The sequence below is a fragment of the Amycolatopsis sp. cg13 genome, from assembly GCF_041346965.1.
Classification (GTDB): Bacteria; Actinomycetota; Actinomycetes; order Mycobacteriales; family Pseudonocardiaceae; genus Amycolatopsis.
Genome location: NZ_CP166848.1, coordinates 6,754,382 through 6,771,123, shown reverse-complemented (window position 1 = coordinate 6,771,123; position 16,742 = coordinate 6,754,382). Strand labels below are relative to the sequence as shown.

Below are 16,742 nucleotides of genomic sequence, written 5' to 3'. Positions count from 1 at the left end.
ACCGCGATCGCCACTCACGAGGCGACTAGCCACTGCGCCTGCGGTCCCGCGCATTTCTTCGGCCAAGCCGCGTCGTGCTGGTACCACCAAGCCTCGCAAGACCGCCCGTCGGGCAGCGTGTACCGCGGCGGCCCCGGCACCCGGCGCAATCCGGCGGCTTCCAGCGAGCGGCCGCTCGCGACGTTGCCGACCTCCGCGCCCGCGCGCACCCGCGAAAGGCCGAGATGTTCGTGCGCCAGCACGAGACCGGCGGCGAACAGGTCGCGGCCGAACCCCTGTCCGCGATACTCCGGCGCGAGATAGCCGCCGGTTTCCGGGCCGCCGTCCTCGCCCGCGTGCACGCTCACGAGCCCGGCGCAGCGGCCGGCCACGAGATCGATCGCGACGACGTCCACCGAATGCGGATCCGGCGTGGTCCAGTCCGGACCGGTGCCGGGGACGACGCGCAGCGCCTCGCCGCGCATCGGTTCGGCCACCACGGAGTCGGCCAGCCAGCCGAGCCAGCGCTGCGCGGCCGGATCGCTGCCGCCCGCGACCGCCGCCGCGTACTCCCACGCGGTGGGAGTACGGAAAAGGAACCGGCCGAACGCGAAGGCGTGTCCCCGGCGGTCGCAGGTGCGCTTCGCCATCAGCCGTCCGCGGCGGGTCAGCCGGCTCACCAAAGGTGCATTGCTCACAAACGCCATCGCGCCGGAAATGCTACCCCTCGCCTCTTGCCGATCCGCTCGGAAGGAGGCGGAGCCGGTCCGCTCGCGGAAACCCGGGCGGCGATCGGCACTGTATGGTGACCGGGTGACGGCCGTACCGGAAGCAGCCGACGCCGACGGCGGGCGCGCGGCCCAGCCCCGGCACCTCATCGTGTCGGTCTACGGCGTGCACCATCTGACCGGCGGCGAATGGCTTTCGGTCGCCTCGCTGATCGATCTGCTCGCCGCGGTCGGAGTCGACGAGCCCGCGGTGCGGTCGTCGATTTCCCGACTCAAACGGCGCGGGGTGCTCGAAGCCGTGCGCTGCGACGGATCCGCCGGGTACGAATTGTCCGGTACGGCACTGGATTTGCTGCGCGAAGGCGACGAACGGATCTTCCGCCGCGACCGCGCGAAGCTCGCCGACGGCTGGCTGCTCGCGGTGTTCTCGGTGCCGGAAGCCGAACGGCACAAGCGGCACGTGCTGCGCACTCAACTGTCCCGGCTGGGTTTCGGCACCGCTTCCTCAGGCGTCTGGATCGCGCCGGCGCATCTGTACGAGGCCACCGTCGGCGCGCTCGAGCGCCTTGGCCTCGCCGAGTACGCCGACGTGTTCCGCGCCGAGCACCTCGCCTTCGGCGATCCGCGCGAGAAGGTGCGCGAGTGGTGGGACCTGGACCAGTTGGACGAGCTGTACACGGCGTTCCTCGAAGAGCACGAGCCAGCGCTGCGCCGGTGGCAGCGCCGCCGCACCACGCCCGCGGACGAGGCGTTCGCCGATTACTTGCGCGTGCTCACCGGCTGGCGGCGGATGCCGTACCTCGACCCGTGCCTGCCCGCGGAATTGCTGCCCGAGGACTGGTCCGGCATCCGCGCCGCGGAGGTGTTCTTCACCCTGCATGACCGGCTCGAGGAAGCCGCGCGCACGCACCTGCAGCAGGTGCTCAGCGGTTGACCACCGCGTAGCCCTGCACTTCCACCAGCGCCTCGACGTCCCACAGCCGGTTCACGCCGATGCCCGCCATCGCCGGGTAATCCGCGCCCACCAGCCGCTTCCACACGCGGCCGATCTCGCGCGCGTTGGCCTTGTAGTCGTCCATGTCGACGATGTAGACGGTCAGGCTGCACAGGTCCGCGGGTTCGCCGCCGGCCGAGCGCAACGCGGTGAGCAGGTTGCCGAGTGCGCGCTCGAACTGCTCGACCACGCCGTCGCCGACGATCCGGTTCTCCGCGTCCAGCGCGGTCTGCCCGGCGAGGAACACCAACCGGCCCTGTGCCGCGACCGCGTGCGAGAACCCCGACGGCTTGCCCAGCTCGGGGGGATTGATCCGCTCCATGCCGGGGAGCGTAACCCATCTATCGTCTTCTTGACGACCGTACTTCAGACGACATACCCTGAACGGCGTGCGGATTTCAGTAGTCGGCGGCGGGCCAGCGGGCCTCTACTTCGCCGTGCTCGCGAAACAACTCGGCCCGGACCACGAGATCACGGTCTGGGAGCGCAACGCGCCCGACGACACGTTCGGCTTCGGCGTCGTCTTCTCCGACGAGACGCTCGGCGGCATCGAGCACGCCGACCCGGCCGTACACGAGGCGATGCGCCGGGAGTTCGCGCGCTGGGACGACATCGACGTGCACTACCGCGACACCGTGTCCACTTCGGGCGGGCACGGATTCGCCGCGATGAGCCGCAAACGGCTGCTCGCGATCCTGCAGCAGCGGTGCCGCGAAATGGGAATTGATGTCCGATTCCGCAGTGTCGCGCCGGATCCAGCCGAGCTGGCCGCTTCCTCCGATCTCGTGGTCGCCGCGGACGGCGTGAATTCCGCGGTGCGCACGGCGTTCGCCGATTCGTTCCGGCCTTCCGTCGAGACCCGGCAGTGCCGGTACATCTGGCTCGGCACCGACCTGGTCTTCGACGCGTTCAAGTTCTACGTGCTCGAAACGCCTCACGGCATCATGCAGGTCCACGGTTATCCGTACGGCCGCGACGGCAGCACGTTCATCCTGGAGATGCACGAAGACGTGTGGCAGCGGGCATTCGGCCCGATCGCCGCCACCGGACTCGGCCCGGGCGAGAGCGACGAGAAGTCGATCGAGCTGATCCGCGAACTGTGCGGCGATATTTTCGACGGACATCAGTTGCTGGCCAACAACTCCAAGTGGGCCACCTTCGGCACGGTCCGCTGCGAAAGCTGGGTCCACGACAATGTCGTGCTGCTCGGCGATGCGGCGCACACCGCGCATTTCTCGATCGGTTCCGGCACGAAGCTCGCCATGGAGGACGCACTCGCGCTCGCCGCGTGTTTGCACGAACAGCCGAGCGTTCCGGAAGCCCTTGCGGCGTATGAAGAAGAGCGTCGTCCGGTCGTCAATTCCACGCAGCGGGCGGCGCAGGCTAGCCTGGAGTGGTTCGAGAATCTGGCGCAGTACACGCATCAGGAACCGGAGCAGTTCGCGTTCAACCTGCTTACCCGCAGCCGTCGCGTCACCTATGACAACTTGAAGCTGCGGGACAAGGAATTCGCCTCCTCGCTGGATCAGTGGTTCGCCGATTCACTTGGCACTTCCGTCGCGCCGCCGATGTTCCAGCCGGTGCGGATCGGTTCGCTGGAATTGCCGAACCGGATCATCGTGTCGCCGATGGACATGTACTCCGCGGTCGACGGCGTGCCTGGCGAATTCCACCTGGTGCACTTGGGAAGCAAGGCGCTCGGCGGAGCCGGACTGGTGATGACCGAGATGATCTGCGTGTCCGCCGAAGGCCGGATCACGCCGGGTTGCCCCGGGCTTTACGCCTCCGAACAGGAAGCCGCGTGGAAGCGGATCGTCGAGTTCGTGCACCGCGAAACCCCGGCGAAGATCGGGTTGCAGCTGGGGCACTCCGGTCGCAAGGGCTCGACGAAACTGATGTGGGAAGGCATTGACGACCCGCTGCCGGAAGGCAACTGGGAGGTCTGTGCGCCGTCCGCGCTGCCGTATTCGCCGAACAACCAGACGCCGCGCGAGTTGACTGTCGCCGAACTGGGCGAGATCCGGGACCAGTTCGCCTCAGCCGCCGAAGCCGCCGCGCGCGCTGGGTTCGATCTGTTGGAACTGCACTGTGCGCACGGCTATCTGCTGTCGTCCTTCCTGTCCCCGCTGACCAACCAGCGCACCGATTCCTACGGCGGTTCCCCGGAAAACCGGCTGCGCTTCCCGCTGGAGGTCTTCGACGCCGTCCGCGCCGCGTGGCCGGCCGACCGTCCGCTGACCGTCCGGATATCGGCCACCGACTGGTTCGAGGGCGGCAACGACGCCGACGAAGCCGTGGCCATCGCGCAGGCGTTCGCCGAGCACGGCGCGGCCGCGATCGACGTGTCGACCGGCCAGGTGGTCAGCGAAGAGCAGCCGAAGTTCGGGCGCAGCTACCAAACGCCCTACGCCGACCGGATCCGCAACGAGGTCGGCCGTCGTTATGGCACCGCGGTGATCGCAGTCGGCGCGATTTCCTCTTACGACGACGTGAACTCGCTCATTCTCGCGGGCCGCGCCGATCTGTGCGCACTCGGCCGCACCCACCTGTTCAATCCACAATGGACTCTGCACGCGGCCGCCGCGCAGGAGTATCCAGTGGCGTGGCCGAAACAGTGGGCAGCGGGCAAACGCCCACCGCAGACCGGCCGCACCGACGGGCCAGAGCCACGACTCGACCTGGTCCGCACCGGCGGCCACCAAACCGCCCATGCCCGCTGGCGACCGGAGGACGCCCGATGAACGCTTTCGCATTCACTCCGGAACAGACCGCCTACGCCGCGTCCGTCCGGAAGATCGCCGCCGAACAGCTGGTCGAACTGGCCGCCGCCGGTGCCGAAGGCGCGGTAAACCGACCACTGCTGAAGGCAATGGGCTCGCACGGCCTGCTCGCCCGGTTGTTCCCCGGTGTCGAAAGTGGACAGCCGACTCGGCAGGCCGCCGCGACCGATCTGTGCCTGCTGCGGGAAGCCCTCGCCACGCATAGCACCGAAGCCGAGACCGCGCTGGCATTGCAGGGATTGGGCAGCTACCCGGTACTCCAGTCCGGTTTGGACGAACAGGTCCAGCGCTGGCTCCCCGCCGTCGCCGCCGGTGACGCTGTCGCCGCCTTCGCACTGACCGAACCGGACGCTGGCTCCGACGCCGCCGCCCTGCAACTGGCCGCCGAACCCGACGGTGACGGCTGGCGACTGACCGGCACGAAAATGTGGATCTCGAACGCGCCCGAAGCCGACTTCTACACGGTCTTCGCCCGCACCACTCCCGACGCCGGTTCACGCGGGGTCAGTGCCTTCGTCGTCCCCGGCGACCGCGCCGGGCTCAGCGGCGAACACCTGGATCTGGTGAGCCCACACCCGATTGGCACCGTGGTGTTCGACGGCGTCCGGGTAAACCGCGACGAACTGCTCGGCGAGGAAAACCACGGTTTCGCCGTAGCAATGCGCACTTTGGACCTGTTCCGCCCGAGCGTCGGCGCCTTCGCCGTCGGCATGGCGCAAGCCGCCCTCGACGCCACCGTGGAGTACACCGCTTCGCGCGAAGCATTCGGCGGCCCGTTGGTGAAGCAGCAGACAGTCGCGCACACGCTGGCCGAAATGGCGACGCGAACGGAAGCCGGCCGTCTGCTGGTCTACGCCGCCGCGGCGGCTTACGACGCGGGCGAGCAGAACCTGGCCGGTCGCGCGGCAATGGCGAAATTGTTCGCGACTGAGACCGCGCAATACGTCGTGGATCAAGCGGTGCAATTGCACGGCGCACGAGCGTTGCGGCGAGGGCATTTGCTGGAGCATTTGTACCGAGAGGTCCGAGCGCCGCGTATTTACGAAGGCGCGTCGGAGATCCAGCGGACGATCATCGCGCGGTCTCTGCAGCGGCGCGGATGAGCCGTCATTCGGTGTACCCCTCGCACCGAATGCATCCGCGCCGCCCGCTGGTGTTCTAACAAGCGGGCGACGCGGATGCCAAACTATTCAGCCACGGCTAAACACTCGCACGGCGCTTCGGTTTCCGGTCGAGCCACAGCTGCGCCGCGATCAGCGCGACCGTCCAGCTCACCCACGCCCCGAGCGCCGCGATCGACTGCCCGAACGCGATCTCGCTGCCGCCGAACGTCGTGGCGATCTGCGGTTCCAGGAAAATCGCCGCGATCGGGCCGATCAGCCGGTTGAGAATGATCGACATCGTCAACGCGAAGCTGCGGATCATCCAGCGCCGGTGATCGCCGAAGCGGCGTTCGCGAGCGGCGCGGTAGCCCGCCCACGTCGTACCGAGCCACAGCACCGCGAGCAGCACGTCGCTGGCCCGCGTCACCGGCCCGAACGGAGTCGCCGCGCCGATCGTCAGCGCCAGCAACCCCGACGGCAGCACTCCCGCGAACACGTACGCGCGGCCGGAGTAGCGGTGCAGCACCGGGTACTTCCGCCGGATCAGCGGCCAGATCTGCAGCAGCGCGGTCACCATCGCGATCGACCCGAACACCACGTGCCCCACGAGGAACAAGTAGTGCGCGGGGAACGTCGACGGCACCCGCGACTGCGCCGGGTCGAACGCCAGATACGGCGGCAGCGAATAAGCCAGGAACGCGACCACCACCAGCCCCAGCGGCCCCACCCACGGTCTCCGCCACCAGTGCTTTCCCGGCTCGACCCGTACCGTTCGCTCCGCTGCGGGCGTGGCCCGCGGTGGTCGAAGATCCGTCCCCGCCGTCATGTCGGCCTCTCTCTTCTCGTCCGTTCTCGCACTTCCGAACGTAGGACGGGTACCCCGGGCGAACCATGGTGCCGACTGGCGTCAGCGCGGTAGGGGCAGCCTTACCCTCGGTCAGGTGACCCCGCGGGCCGCTGCCGCGAGTACGTGAGGGGAACCCTGAGGGAATCAGATTCCCTCAGGGTGGCCCTCACGTACGTTGACCATTGCCGCAGAGGTCCAGACCAGGCATACTCTTCCTACTTTGTTGCCCGCCACAACAAAGCACTCCCTCGTTCAAGGTTCCTCCCCGAAACCGAGGTGACCACGCATGCCCAGATTCCTCAGACGCGTCCCCACCGCCTTGGCCGCAGCCGCGCTCCTGGCGCTCGGCCTGCAGACCGCCCCGGCGGTGCTCGCCCCTCCCACCGCGGCCGCCGCCGAAAGCTTCACCGACGATTTCAACGGCCCCGCCGGCGCCGCCGCCGACGCGTCGAAATGGACCTACGAAACCGGCGACAACAACGGAAACAACCACGAACGCCAGTGGTACACCGCCGGTGCGGCCAACGGCGCCCTCGACGGCCAAGGCCACCTGGTCATCACCGCCAAACGCGAAAACTCCGGCCACACCTGCTGGTACGGCACCTGCCAGTACACCTCCGCCCGGCTCAACACCGCCGGCAAATTCAGCCAGGCGTACGGGCACGTCGAAACCCGGATGAAGATCCCGCGCGGCCAAGGCATGTGGCCCGCGTTCTGGATGCTCGGCGGCGGAAACTGGCCGAACGACGGCGAAATCGACGTCATGGAGAACATCGGCCGCGAACCGAACACCGTGCACGGCACCATTCACGGCCCCGGCTACTCCGGCGCGGGCGGCATCGGCGCGGCGTACAACGGCCCCGTCTTCGCCGACGATTTCCACACCTACGCGGTCGACTGGTCGCCGAACAAGATCGTCTGGTCGGTCGACGGCAACGCCTACCAGACCCGCACCCCGGCCGATCTGAACGGCAACCGCTGGGTCTTCGACCATCCCTTCTACCTGATCCTGAACCTCGCCGTCGGCGGCGACTGGCCAGGAGACCCGGACGGGAACACGCAATTCCCGCAGCAGCTGGTCGTCGACTACGTGCACGTGAACACGAGCAGCGACGGCGGGTCCAGCGGCCGGATCATCGGCATCGGCGGCAAGTGCGTCGACGTGCCCTGGGCCAATCCGGCGAACTTCACCCAGCTGCAGATCACCGACTGCAACGGAAACGCCGCGCAGAACTGGACCATCGGCGGCGACGGGACCATTCGCGCGCTCGGCAAGTGCATGGACGTCAAGTACTCCGGCACCGACGACGGCACTCCGGTCCAGATGTACGACTGCAACAACAGCAACGCGCAGCAGTGGGTCGTGACCGCGGCGCACGACATCGTCAACCCGCATGCGAACAAATGCCTCGACGCGGCGGGGGTCAGTTCGGCCAACGGCACGAAACTGCAGCTGTGGACGTGCACCGGGAACGTCAACCAGAAATGGTCGGTGAACCAGTAGCCGTCCACTGTGGACGAATAAGGACGGCGGGCCGTGACCTCCCCCCGGTGGCCACGGTCCGCCGCGGAAACCGCGCGGGCCGGGCGGGAACCAAGGTCGACCGCCCGGCCGTGGGCCGTCCTCCGCGCGTCGGCTGGGGGTCCCGACGCCCGGGGCGGCGCTCTCGCGCGGCCCACTGCCGACGGTAGCCAGCCCGCAGGTGCCGTGGTGCCTCCCGGCTGACAGGAGGGGCCGAACGGCCATTCTCGCTGCCTTCCCGGGCAAACCGGCCGGTTTCGGTCGAACGGCTCAGCGGGCTCCGGCGAGCTCCGCATAGGCCTCGACCAACTGCGCTTCCGCGTCGTCGAGGTAGCCGGCGAGCATCTCCGCCGTACGGATCCCGTCGCCGGTCGCGAGCACGTCCAGGATTTCGTGGTTCCGCGGCAGATACCGCTCATGGAAGCGGCGCGGGTCGGCCATCACGTGGAACACCAGCCGCAGCTCCGCGGTGAGCGCCTGCATCAGCTCGACAATGCGCTCGCTGCCGGTGAGCGCCACCAGCTCCGCGTGGAAACGGATGTTCGCGGTGCCCAGGTCCTGCCACTGCGCCTGCTTCGCCGCGCGATCGCCGTCCGCGACCGTGCTGGCGATCTTCTCGTACGCCGCCGGCTTCTCGGTCACGTCGCGGACGGCCGCGCACTCGATGAGCTTGCGAACGCGGTAGATGTCGCGCACGTCTTCGACGCTCGGCACCCGCACGAACACCCCGCGGTTCAGCTCGTGCACCAGAAGCCGTTCGTGGGTCAGCAACCGGAATGCCTCACGGAGCGTGTTGCGCGAGACCCCGAGCGCGCTGCCGATGTCCTGCTCCGAAAGCCGTACCCCGGGCAGGAAGTACCCCTCGGAAACACGCGTGCGCAGCACGCCGGCGACCCGCTCCGCGGTGCTCGTCCGGCCGAGCAGGCCGCGATCCGCTTCCAGGCCCATGGGCTCTCCGTCGGTGACCACGTCGCCCAGCGTAGCCAGCGGGCGGTGAACAATAAAATGAGGGACTTGTGGAATTGTTGAACGATCCGTACGGTAGCGGCCATGTGACTCGTGCCACCATGAGTTCGTCCCCCTTGTGAGGTGCCCTATGAACGTCAACGTCGCCGACGGCACCGCGAACGCGGCCCGCCCGTTCGGCTGGTATCGCTCGCTCGGCCACAAGGGCCGCCGCGCCTTTCTCGGTGCGTTCGGCGGCTACGGCCTCGATTCGTTCGACTACCAGACCCTGCCCTTCGGCCTGGCCGCGATCACCGCCTACTTCGGCATCACGTCCGGCGAAGCGGGCCTGCTCAGCACCGTCACGCTGGTCGTGTCCGCGATCGGCGGCGTCGGGGCCGGCGTGCTCGCCGACCGCATCGGCCGCGTCCGCACGCTGCAGCTCACCATCGCGATGTACACGATCTTCACGGTGCTGTGCGGATTCGCGCCCAACTTCGAAACGCTGCTGATCTTCCGCGGCCTGCAGGGGCTCGGGTTCGGCGGCGAGTGGGCGGTCGGCGCCGCGCTGGTCGCCGAGTACTGCTCGGCCAAGTACCGCGGCCGCACGGTCGCGTTCGTGCAGAGCGCGTGGGCGGTCGGCTGGGGCCTGCTGGTCATCGTCTACACGGTGCTGTTCAGCGTCCTCGACCAGGACATCGCGTGGCGCGTGCTGTTCTGGGTCGGCGTCATTCCGGCGCTGCTCGTGCTGTGGGTCCGACGCAGTGTGGAGGATGCGCCGGAGGCAGCCGCACGGCGGGTTTCGGCCAAGGTCAAAGGCTCGCTCGCCGGGATTTTCAAGCCGAATCTCTTGCGTACCACGGTGTTCGCCGCGCTCCTCGCGACCGGCGTCCAGGGCGGTTACTACACGCTGTTCACCTGGATGCCGAAGTACCTGCAGAGCAGCCGCGGCCTGTCCGTGGTCAACACCGGCGGCTACTTTGCGCTGCTGATCCCGGGCGCGTTCATCGGCTACGTCTGCGGCGGCTACCTCACCGACCTGCTCGGCCGGAAGAAGACGTTCCTGCTGTTCTCGGTCGTTTCCGCGCTGCTGATCGTGCTTTTCGTGCAGCTGCCCTACGGCGCGAACGGCCTGATGCTGCTGATCAGTTTCCCGCTCGGCTTCTCGACTTCGGCGATCTTCAGCGGCTTCGGCGCGTATCTCGCCGAGCTGTACCCGACCGAGCTGCGCGCCACCGGACAGGGCTTCACCTACAACTTCGGCCGCGCGGTCGGTGCTGCTTTCCCTGCGGTGGTGGGCTTTCTCGGCGCGGGCGGCGCGATCGTGCTCGGCGCGGTCGGTTACGCGATCGCCGCGGTAGCGCTGCTCGGGCTGCCGGAAACGCGAGGCAAGGAACTGGTGGAGGTATGACCACTTCCTACGATCCGTCGACGCTCACTCCGGCCGAAGCTCGCGCGCTCTTCCGCGCCGGCACCGAACGCCCGACCACCGGCTGGGCCGACGGTTTCGCACAGACCAACCTGATCGCCGTACCGGCGGACTGGGCCGACGACGTCCGCGAGTTCTGCGCCCGCAACCCGCGGCCGTGCCCGGTGCTCGACGTCAGCGAACCCGGCGACCCGACCACCCGGCTCGCGCCCGGCGCGGACCTGCGCACCGATCTGCCGCGTTACCGTGTGTGGCACAACGGCGCGCTGACCAGCGAAATCACCGACGCCAGCGGGGTGTGGCGCAGCGACATGGTCGCGTTCTCCATCGGGTGCAGCTTCAGCTTCGAGACGCTGCTGCGCGCCGCGGGCATTCCGCTGCGGCACGCGGAGCAGGGCCGCAACGTCTCGATGTACGTGACGAACCGGCAGTGCGAACCGGCCGGACGGCTGAGCGGCCCGATGGTGGTGTCAATGCGCCAGATTCCGGAAACCCAGGTCGAGGACGCTGTGCGGATCACCGCCGCGATGCCCGCGGTGCACGGTGCTCCAGTGCACGTCGGCGACCCGGCTGAGCTGGGCATCGCCGATCTCGCCCGGCCGGATTTCGGCGATCCGGTCGACGCCGCGCCCGGTGACGTGCCGGTGTTCTGGGCGTGTGGCGTCACCCCGCAGGCGGCGCTGATGGCGTCCCGGCCGCCGTTCGCCATCACGCACGCCCCCGGGTACATGTTCTTGACCGACCGGCCCGATCGCGACTACCAGGTGGGATGACATGGACCTCAACAGCGACCTCGGCGAAGGCTTCGGCGCCTGGACCATGGGCGACGACGAAGCCATGCTCGACATCGTGACCAGCGCGAACGTCGCGTGCGGCTTTCACGCGGGCGACGCGAGCGTGATGCGCCGTGTGTGCGAACGCGCGGCCGAACGCGGCGTCACCATCGGCGCGCACGTCGGCTACCGCGACCTGGCCGGCTTCGGCCGTCGCGCGCTCGACATCGCGCCGGAAGACCTCGCGGACGAAGTGCTGTACCAAATCGGCGCTCTCGACGCCTTCGCGCGCGCGGCGCACAGCTGCGTGCGTTACGTGAAGGCGCACGGCGCGCTGTACAACACGGCAGCTGTCGATCCGGAGCAGGCAGCTGCGCTTGTCGAAGGCGTGCGGCGCTATCACACCGATTTGGCGCTGCTGTGTCCTCCAGACTCCGAAATGCTGCGCGCGGCTCAAGCAGCGGGCGTGCCTGCGTACGCAGAAGCGTTCGCCGACCGCGCGTACACGCCTGAAGGACGTCTGGTGTCGCGCAAGCTGCCAGGCGCGGTACTGCACGACACTGACGAAGTCGCCGCGCGGGCGCTCACCATGGCGACCACCGGCGAGGTCGTCGACGTTGACGGCGGCAAGCTCATGCTGCGGGCGGATTCCCTTTGCGTGCACGGGGATACGCCCGGTGCGGTTGAGTTGGCTCGCCGGATTCGTGAACTGCTCACCGAATCCGGCGTGGTGTTGAGGTCGTTCGTGTGACCGGTTTGAACACTGTGTTGCGCTACGGCCGTTCCGCGTTGCTGGTGGAGGTCGACGACGTGCTCGGGTTCCAGGCGGCCTGCGAAGCCGCCGAACCCGAGGGCGTCGTCGAGCTTGTCCCCGCCGCACGCACCCTGCTGGTCCGTTTCGACCCTGCCCGCACCGATTCCGCTGCCCTGTCTCGTTCGCTCGCTTCACTGTCCACAGTGGATGTCTCTGCGCGCGCGACGGAGGCTGTCACCCTGCCGGTGCGCTACGACGGCGCTGACCTGGCGGACGTCGCCGAAGCCACCGGGCTGTCCGTTTCCGAAGTCGTGCAACGGCATTCGGCGGGCACCTACGTCGCGGCTTTCTGCGGTTTCGCTCCCGGTTTCGCCTACCTGACCGGCCTCGACCCAGCGTTGCACCTGCCGCGCCGGAGCACGCCGCGCACGCGCGTGCCCGCGGGTGCGGTGGCGATCGCCGGTGAGTACAGCGCGATCTACCCGCATCCGTCGCCCGGCGGCTGGCACCTGCTCGGCCACAGCGACGCGCAGGTGTGGAACGTCGACCGTCAGCAACCGAATCTGCTGGTCCCAGGCACTGTCGTGCGGTTCGAGGAGATTCGGTGACCGGCAAAATCGAGATCCTCGCGCCGGGCCCGTTCGCGACCGTGCAAGACCTCGGACGGCCTGGCTACGCGGCAGTCGGCGTCGGCCGCTCCGGCGCGGCTGACCGGGGCTCGCTGAAGCTGGCGAACCGGCTCGTCGGCAACCCCGAAACGCATGCGGCGCTGGAAGTCACCCTAGGCGGCCTGCGGGTGCGGGTCTCCGAACACACCACCGTCGCGGTCACCGGCGCTCAGGTACCGATCCGCGCTGGTGGGCGGGCCGCTGCCGTCGGTGCGCCGATCGTCCTGCGCCCTGGCGACGAACTCGAACTCGGCGTCCCTTCGCTCGGCCTGCGCAGCTACCTCGCGGTACGCGGCGGCCTGGACGTACCGCCGGTGCTCGGCGCGCGAGCCACCGACACGCTGGGCAAACTCGGCCCGCCCGTCCTCGCGGCGGGAATGTCGCTGCCGATCGGTTCGGCAGTGCAGGGCGACCCTTGTGTCGACCTCGCCCCGTTGCCCCGGCTGGCGGAAGAACCCGTACTGCGCCTGGAACCCGGCCCGCGACTGGACTGGTTCACCGCGTCCGCACTGTCCACTTTGCTCACTGGCGCCTACACCGTGACCAACGACCTCGACCGCGTCGGCGTCCGCCTGGACGGCCCCGCGCTCACCCGAGCCCGCGTCGGCGAACTGGCCCCGGAAGCCGCTGTCCCCGGCGCGCTTCAGGTACCGCCGTCCGGAGTGCCGATCCTGTTCCTCGCCGACCATCCGGTGACCGGTGGTTACCCCGTCGCTGCTGTGGTGGACGAGAACGACCTAGACCTCGCCGCCCAACTCCGGCCCGGGCAGCGGGTCCGGTTCACATCCCCGACACCCGCAACGTCAGGTTGAGCCGCCCGGTCAGGCCAAGATCCGGATCTGCCGTGCCAGGCAAGGTTTTCGGCACTCCGTGGAACGCCAGCCGCGCCGGGCCGCCGAAGACGAACAGGTCGCCTGAGCGCAGTTCGACATCGGTGTACGGCCGGTTCCGATTCTCGGTGTTGCCGAAGCGGAACACGCACGTGTCGCCGAGGCTCAGCGAGACCACCGGCTCCGTCGAACGCTCGTCTTTGTCCTGGTGCATACCCATTTTCGCGGTCGCGTCGTAGTAGTTCACGAGCGCGACGTCGGGCTGGTAATCGTCGGCGGGCTGGTCATAAGCGTCGGCGAGCGCGCGGCGGCCGAGGTCGGCCAGCCAGTCCGGGAACGGCTCCACCGGCGAACCGTCCTCGCGCAGCCGGTCGTAGCGGTACGGCAGCCACTGCCAGCCGAGACAGACCGTGCGCACCGACATCACCCCGCCGCTGGGCAGCCGGGTCGACCGGTAACCGCGCCAGCCGCGACAGGCCGTGACGAGGTCGCGTTGTTCTTGCCCGGAAAGCCAATCCGGGACGTGCACCGCTCCCGGTGCGATTTCCCGGCGGGGACGCGGCAGCAGCTCCATCACGCCGCTCCGTGGCCGGTGGCCGCAGGAGTCACCCTGCCGGGCGCTCCTGCGGCGGGTTCCCCTCGCCACTTGCCGCCAAGCTTCGGAGAATTGCACACCGCCGGGGGACCCGCCAGGTTTTCGTCAGCTACAACTCGGACTCGCCACCCAGGGTGTTCGCCGGTCACCATTCGTCACCCGAACTCGACGACAGTCACCCCGGCCCGGGCAGGCACCGGATTACTCATCGCAGCGAGCGCGCCTGGCACTCCGTCGAGCCCGATCCGCGTGCCGATCAACCCGTCCAGATCAATCCCGGACCGCTCCACCACGCCGAGCAACTCGGGGTACTCATAGGCCTGCAGCCCGTGGATCCCGACAATCTCCAGCTCTCCGCCGACCACCCGATGCATCGGAATCGGCGGCACCCCCTGACTGGGCGGCATCAGCCCGGCCTGGACGTGCCGTCCGCGCTTGCGCAAGCTGCCCACCGAAGCCGCACAGGTGACCGGGGAGCCCAGACAGTCCAGCGACACGTGCGTACCGCCTTCGGTGCGCTCACGGACGTACGCAGCCAGCGCGTCCGGCCCGTCGAACGCGCTGGCATCGACGCTTAACACGGCGCCAGAACGCTCCGCCAACGCGCGCGCCTGCGGCGAGACGTCCACCGCCACCACCTTCGCGCCCGCAGCGGCTGCCAGGAGAACCGCGGAGATGCCGACGCCGCCGCAGCCGTACACAGACACCCACTGCCCCGCGCGTACGCCGCCCTGGCGCAACACTGCGCGGAAAGCCGTCCCGAAGCGGCAACCAAGCGCAGCAGCTTCCGCCGACGACATCGAGTCCGGCAACGCGACCAGGTTCGTCTGGGCATGCTCGATGGCGACAAGCTCGGCGAACGAACCCCAGTGGGTCGCGCCGGGCTGGAACTCGTCGTCGCAGATCTGCTGGTCGCCCTTGGCACACTGCGCGCAAACGCCGCACGCGCACACGAACGGGACCGTCACCCGGTCGCCCTTCGCCCAGCCCTTGATTCCCTTGCCGATCTCAACGATCCGCCCGGCGAGTTCGTGCCCGGCCACGTGCGGCAACCGGACGGCCTCGTCGTGGCCCTGCCAGGTGTGCCAGTCGCTGCGGCACACCCCGGTCGCTTCGACGGCGATGACGACCCCGCCGTCCGGGGTCACCGGATCCGGTACTTCCCGCACTTCCGGAAGCACGCCGAACTCTTCGATCACGACCGCACGCATAGGCCTGATCGTAGAAGCCGCCTGACGGGCCGCTGGCTTCAGCTCACCGGGCTTGCGCGCCCCCAATGCGGCATTGGGTGCACCCCACGCACCGAACGCCACATTGGGTGCATCCCACGCACCGAACGCCACATTGGGTGCACCCCACGCACCCAACGCCACATTGGGGTTCTCCTGGCTGGTAAGCGCGCGGTCCGGCGCTCCGCCGTGCACCGCAGTCCGGGCGAACGCGGCGGACGACGGCGCGCAGGCGTCGGGATACGCCGACGCACTCGCCGTCCGCCGCGGCCGGGCGCGCTCAGGAGAGCTGCTGGCCCGGCTGATGGAACTGGCCGCGCGGACGCGGCGGGCCGAGCAGCCTGCGCAGCGACCCGTCCGGGACGCCGAGGATCTGCTCGAGATTTCGCAATGCCCGCAACGATTCCGGGCGTTCCGGGCGGCAGCGTCCGGATTGCCAATGGCTCAATGTCGCGAGACTGACCGTGGTTCCCCTTCCCCGCAGCCGATATCTGATGCGTTCGAGTCCGAGCCCGCGGGCCCGGATGGCCGCGCGCAGCGCTTCGGCGAACGGGCCGGTTTCGAGCAATTGCCCGAGATCCCGCCCTGTTGTACTCCCCCGGTCGATCGTCGGTGTTCGCTGACCGGTCATCGCACACGCTCCGAACCACGTCGCTGGGAAACCTCGGAGCGTAGGCCGGATAACGCATGATCGGAAGAGCTGTCACCCTTGTGCGGAGAGTGCCTTGGCAATCGCGGCGAACGGTTCCGCGTAGCCGGAATTGACCGTGACACAGGAAATCCCCCACCGCTCTCGCCAGCGGAGAAGCATTTCCCCAGCGGCGTCGGGGTTTTCCGGCAGCACGGTGACAGCTTTCTCCTCGACCAGTTGCGGTACGTCAACCCCGGTGTAGCGGGCGAGCCACGGCGAAGGCTTGTCCCCGATCGCGCTCAGGTTCACCGCCAATTCCACCTCCCGGTCTCCCGCGAACGAGCGAAAAGTGTCCACAATGGAGTCAGCCTGTTCCTCGGTCGTGCGCGGTCCCCAGGAAAACGTCACGACGTCGGCGGTGCGCGCGGCGAGCGCGAGCATTTTGGGGCCGGAACCCGCGAGCAATAGCGGCGGCCGGTCGGGGCGCTGCGAAAGCACTTCGATAGTGTCCGCCAACCGGGCGACGCGTTCGCCCGGCGAACCGAACTCACGCCCGAGCGTTTCCGCGTGCTTCCCCGCGCCGGGATGGCCGACGCCCAGCCCCAGCAGGAAGCGGCCGCCGGTCGCCTGATGCAGTGAATCGGCCTGCCACGCGAGGTTCCGCGCGGCACGGAACGGATCGGCGAGCACGAAGGTGCCGAGGGTGAGCTTGCTGGTGACCGCGGCGGCGGCCGGAACGAGCGTCAACGGATCGAGCCCGCCGACCGGATCGGTCGCGAACATGACGTCGAAGCCGAGGTCCTCGATCCGGCGAGCCTGCGCGGTCCAGGACGGCAGATCCGGTGCATACCCGGTGACGATCCCGAAGCGGAAGGGTTTGGCAGTAGTCATGCCGCTTATCGTCGGCTTAGGCCCTTCACGGCACATCCGCTCGA

Annotated in this window: 17 protein-coding genes; 9 read left to right on the top strand and 8 right to left on the bottom strand. The window is 68.7% G+C overall.

Annotated elements, in window-relative coordinates:
* Window positions 1–14: 14 nt before the first annotated feature.
* On the bottom strand, window positions 15–686 hold the full coding sequence (locus AB5I40_RS31720; protein WP_370933893.1) for a GNAT family N-acetyltransferase: 672 nt from the start codon (window positions 684–686) through the stop codon (window positions 15–17).
* 106 nt (window positions 687–792) lie between these two features.
* Between AB5I40_RS31720 and AB5I40_RS31715 the strand changes: the two genes are divergently transcribed.
* On the top strand, window positions 793–1,641 hold the full coding sequence (locus AB5I40_RS31715) for a PaaX family transcriptional regulator C-terminal domain-containing protein (protein WP_370933892.1): 849 nt from the start codon (window positions 793–795) through the stop codon (window positions 1,639–1,641).
* On the opposite strand, the gene AB5I40_RS31710 is transcribed toward AB5I40_RS31715, so the two are convergent.
* Window positions 1,631–2,023 carry a RidA family protein gene (locus AB5I40_RS31710; RefSeq protein WP_370933891.1) on the bottom strand — a complete coding sequence of 131 codons (393 nt, stop codon included), beginning with the start codon at window positions 2,021–2,023 and terminating at the stop codon, window positions 1,631–1,633. The genes AB5I40_RS31715 and AB5I40_RS31710 overlap by 11 nt on opposite strands.
* Before the next feature lie 67 nt (window positions 2,024–2,090).
* Here AB5I40_RS31710 and AB5I40_RS31705 point away from each other — a divergent pair, with 67 nt between their 5' ends.
* Both AB5I40_RS31705 and AB5I40_RS31700 read left to right on the top strand, forming a co-directional pair.
* Complete coding sequence (locus AB5I40_RS31705) at window positions 2,091–4,442, top strand: bifunctional salicylyl-CoA 5-hydroxylase/oxidoreductase (protein WP_370933890.1); 2,352 nt, start codon at window positions 2,091–2,093, stop codon at window positions 4,440–4,442.
* Window positions 4,439–5,584 (top strand): acyl-CoA dehydrogenase family protein, encoded by a 1,146-nt coding sequence (locus tag AB5I40_RS31700; protein WP_370933889.1) that lies wholly within the window; start codon window positions 4,439–4,441, stop codon window positions 5,582–5,584. Before AB5I40_RS31705 ends, AB5I40_RS31700 begins: the two co-directional genes overlap by 4 nt.
* A gap of 97 nt (window positions 5,585–5,681) precedes the next feature.
* On the opposite strand, the gene AB5I40_RS31695 is transcribed toward AB5I40_RS31700, so the two are convergent.
* Window positions 5,682–6,311, bottom strand: coding sequence for a DUF2306 domain-containing protein (locus AB5I40_RS31695; RefSeq protein ID WP_370933888.1), 630 nt, complete (start codon window positions 6,309–6,311; stop codon window positions 5,682–5,684).
* A gap of 406 nt (window positions 6,312–6,717) precedes the next feature.
* Between AB5I40_RS31695 and AB5I40_RS31690 the strand changes: the two genes are divergently transcribed.
* Window positions 6,718–7,935: a family 16 glycosylhydrolase gene (locus AB5I40_RS31690; RefSeq protein WP_370933887.1), complete on the top strand. Its 1,218-nt coding sequence runs from the start codon at window positions 6,718–6,720 to the stop codon at window positions 7,933–7,935.
* A 288-nt stretch (window positions 7,936–8,223) separates the two neighbouring features.
* On the opposite strand, the gene AB5I40_RS31685 is transcribed toward AB5I40_RS31690, so the two are convergent.
* Window positions 8,224–8,901, bottom strand: coding sequence for a GntR family transcriptional regulator (locus AB5I40_RS31685; protein WP_370940651.1), 678 nt, complete (start codon window positions 8,899–8,901; stop codon window positions 8,224–8,226).
* A 148-nt stretch (window positions 8,902–9,049) separates the two neighbouring features.
* Here AB5I40_RS31685 and AB5I40_RS31680 point away from each other — a divergent pair, with 148 nt between their 5' ends.
* The 5 genes from AB5I40_RS31680 to AB5I40_RS31660 are packed head-to-tail and all read left to right on the top strand — an operon-like array spanning window position 9,050 to window position 13,334.
* Complete coding sequence (locus AB5I40_RS31680) at window positions 9,050–10,309, top strand: MFS transporter (RefSeq protein ID WP_344281083.1); 1,260 nt, start codon at window positions 9,050–9,052, stop codon at window positions 10,307–10,309.
* Window positions 10,306–11,100 carry a putative hydro-lyase gene (locus tag AB5I40_RS31675; protein WP_370933886.1) on the top strand — a complete coding sequence of 265 codons (795 nt, stop codon included), beginning with the start codon at window positions 10,306–10,308 and terminating at the stop codon, window positions 11,098–11,100. Before AB5I40_RS31680 ends, AB5I40_RS31675 begins: the two co-directional genes overlap by 4 nt.
* 1 nt (window position 11,101) lies before the next feature.
* On the top strand, window positions 11,102–11,851 hold the full coding sequence (locus tag AB5I40_RS31670) for a LamB/YcsF family protein (RefSeq protein ID WP_370933885.1): 750 nt from the start codon (window positions 11,102–11,104) through the stop codon (window positions 11,849–11,851).
* A 5-nt stretch (window positions 11,852–11,856) separates the two neighbouring features.
* Window positions 11,857–12,462 (top strand): allophanate hydrolase subunit 1, encoded by a 606-nt coding sequence (locus AB5I40_RS31665; RefSeq protein ID WP_370940650.1) that lies wholly within the window; start codon window positions 11,857–11,859, stop codon window positions 12,460–12,462.
* Complete coding sequence (locus AB5I40_RS31660; RefSeq protein ID WP_370933884.1) at window positions 12,459–13,334, top strand: biotin-dependent carboxyltransferase family protein; 876 nt, start codon at window positions 12,459–12,461, stop codon at window positions 13,332–13,334. Before AB5I40_RS31665 ends, AB5I40_RS31660 begins: the two co-directional genes overlap by 4 nt.
* On the opposite strand, the gene AB5I40_RS31655 is transcribed toward AB5I40_RS31660, so the two are convergent.
* From AB5I40_RS31655 to AB5I40_RS31640, 4 genes are all read right to left on the bottom strand, one after another.
* Window positions 13,303–13,929, bottom strand: coding sequence for an alpha-ketoglutarate-dependent dioxygenase AlkB (locus AB5I40_RS31655; protein ID WP_370933883.1), 627 nt, complete (start codon window positions 13,927–13,929; stop codon window positions 13,303–13,305). The two genes, AB5I40_RS31660 and AB5I40_RS31655, sit on opposite strands and share 32 nt — an antisense overlap.
* A 173-nt stretch (window positions 13,930–14,102) precedes the next feature.
* Window positions 14,103–15,158 (bottom strand): alcohol dehydrogenase catalytic domain-containing protein, encoded by a 1,056-nt coding sequence (locus AB5I40_RS31650; protein WP_370933882.1) that lies wholly within the window; start codon window positions 15,156–15,158, stop codon window positions 14,103–14,105.
* 298 nt (window positions 15,159–15,456) lie between these two features.
* Window positions 15,457–15,807 carry a transcriptional regulator gene (locus AB5I40_RS31645; RefSeq protein ID WP_116201118.1) on the bottom strand — a complete coding sequence of 117 codons (351 nt, stop codon included), beginning with the start codon at window positions 15,805–15,807 and terminating at the stop codon, window positions 15,457–15,459.
* A gap of 72 nt (window positions 15,808–15,879) precedes the next feature.
* Window positions 15,880–16,698, bottom strand: coding sequence for an LLM class flavin-dependent oxidoreductase (locus AB5I40_RS31640; protein WP_370933881.1), 819 nt, complete (start codon window positions 16,696–16,698; stop codon window positions 15,880–15,882).
* Between the last annotated feature and the right edge of the window lie 44 nt (window positions 16,699–16,742).

Coding starts and splice junctions, on each gene's coding strand:
- AB5I40_RS31720 (WP_370933893.1), bottom strand. CDS start 686: ATGGCGTTTGTGAGCAATGCACCTTTGGTGAGCCGGCTGACCCGCCGC.
- AB5I40_RS31710 (WP_370933891.1), bottom strand. CDS start 2,023: ATGGAGCGGATCAATCCCCCCGAGCTGGGCAAGCCGTCGGGGTTCTCG.
- AB5I40_RS31700 (WP_370933889.1), top strand. CDS start 4,439: ATGAACGCTTTCGCATTCACTCCGGAACAGACCGCCTACGCCGCGTCC.
- AB5I40_RS31690 (WP_370933887.1), top strand. CDS start 6,718: ATGCCCAGATTCCTCAGACGCGTCCCCACCGCCTTGGCCGCAGCCGCG.
- AB5I40_RS31685 (WP_370940651.1), bottom strand. CDS start 8,901: ATGGGCCTGGAAGCGGATCGCGGCCTGCTCGGCCGGACGAGCACCGCG.
- AB5I40_RS31680 (WP_344281083.1), top strand. CDS start 9,050: ATGAACGTCAACGTCGCCGACGGCACCGCGAACGCGGCCCGCCCGTTC.
- AB5I40_RS31675 (WP_370933886.1), top strand. CDS start 10,306: ATGACCACTTCCTACGATCCGTCGACGCTCACTCCGGCCGAAGCTCGC.
- AB5I40_RS31670 (WP_370933885.1), top strand. CDS start 11,102: ATGGACCTCAACAGCGACCTCGGCGAAGGCTTCGGCGCCTGGACCATG.
- AB5I40_RS31650 (WP_370933882.1), bottom strand. CDS start 15,158: ATGCGTGCGGTCGTGATCGAAGAGTTCGGCGTGCTTCCGGAAGTGCGG.
- AB5I40_RS31645 (WP_116201118.1), bottom strand. CDS start 15,807: ATGACCGGTCAGCGAACACCGACGATCGACCGGGGGAGTACAACAGGG.
- AB5I40_RS31640 (WP_370933881.1), bottom strand. CDS start 16,698: ATGACTACTGCCAAACCCTTCCGCTTCGGGATCGTCACCGGGTATGCA.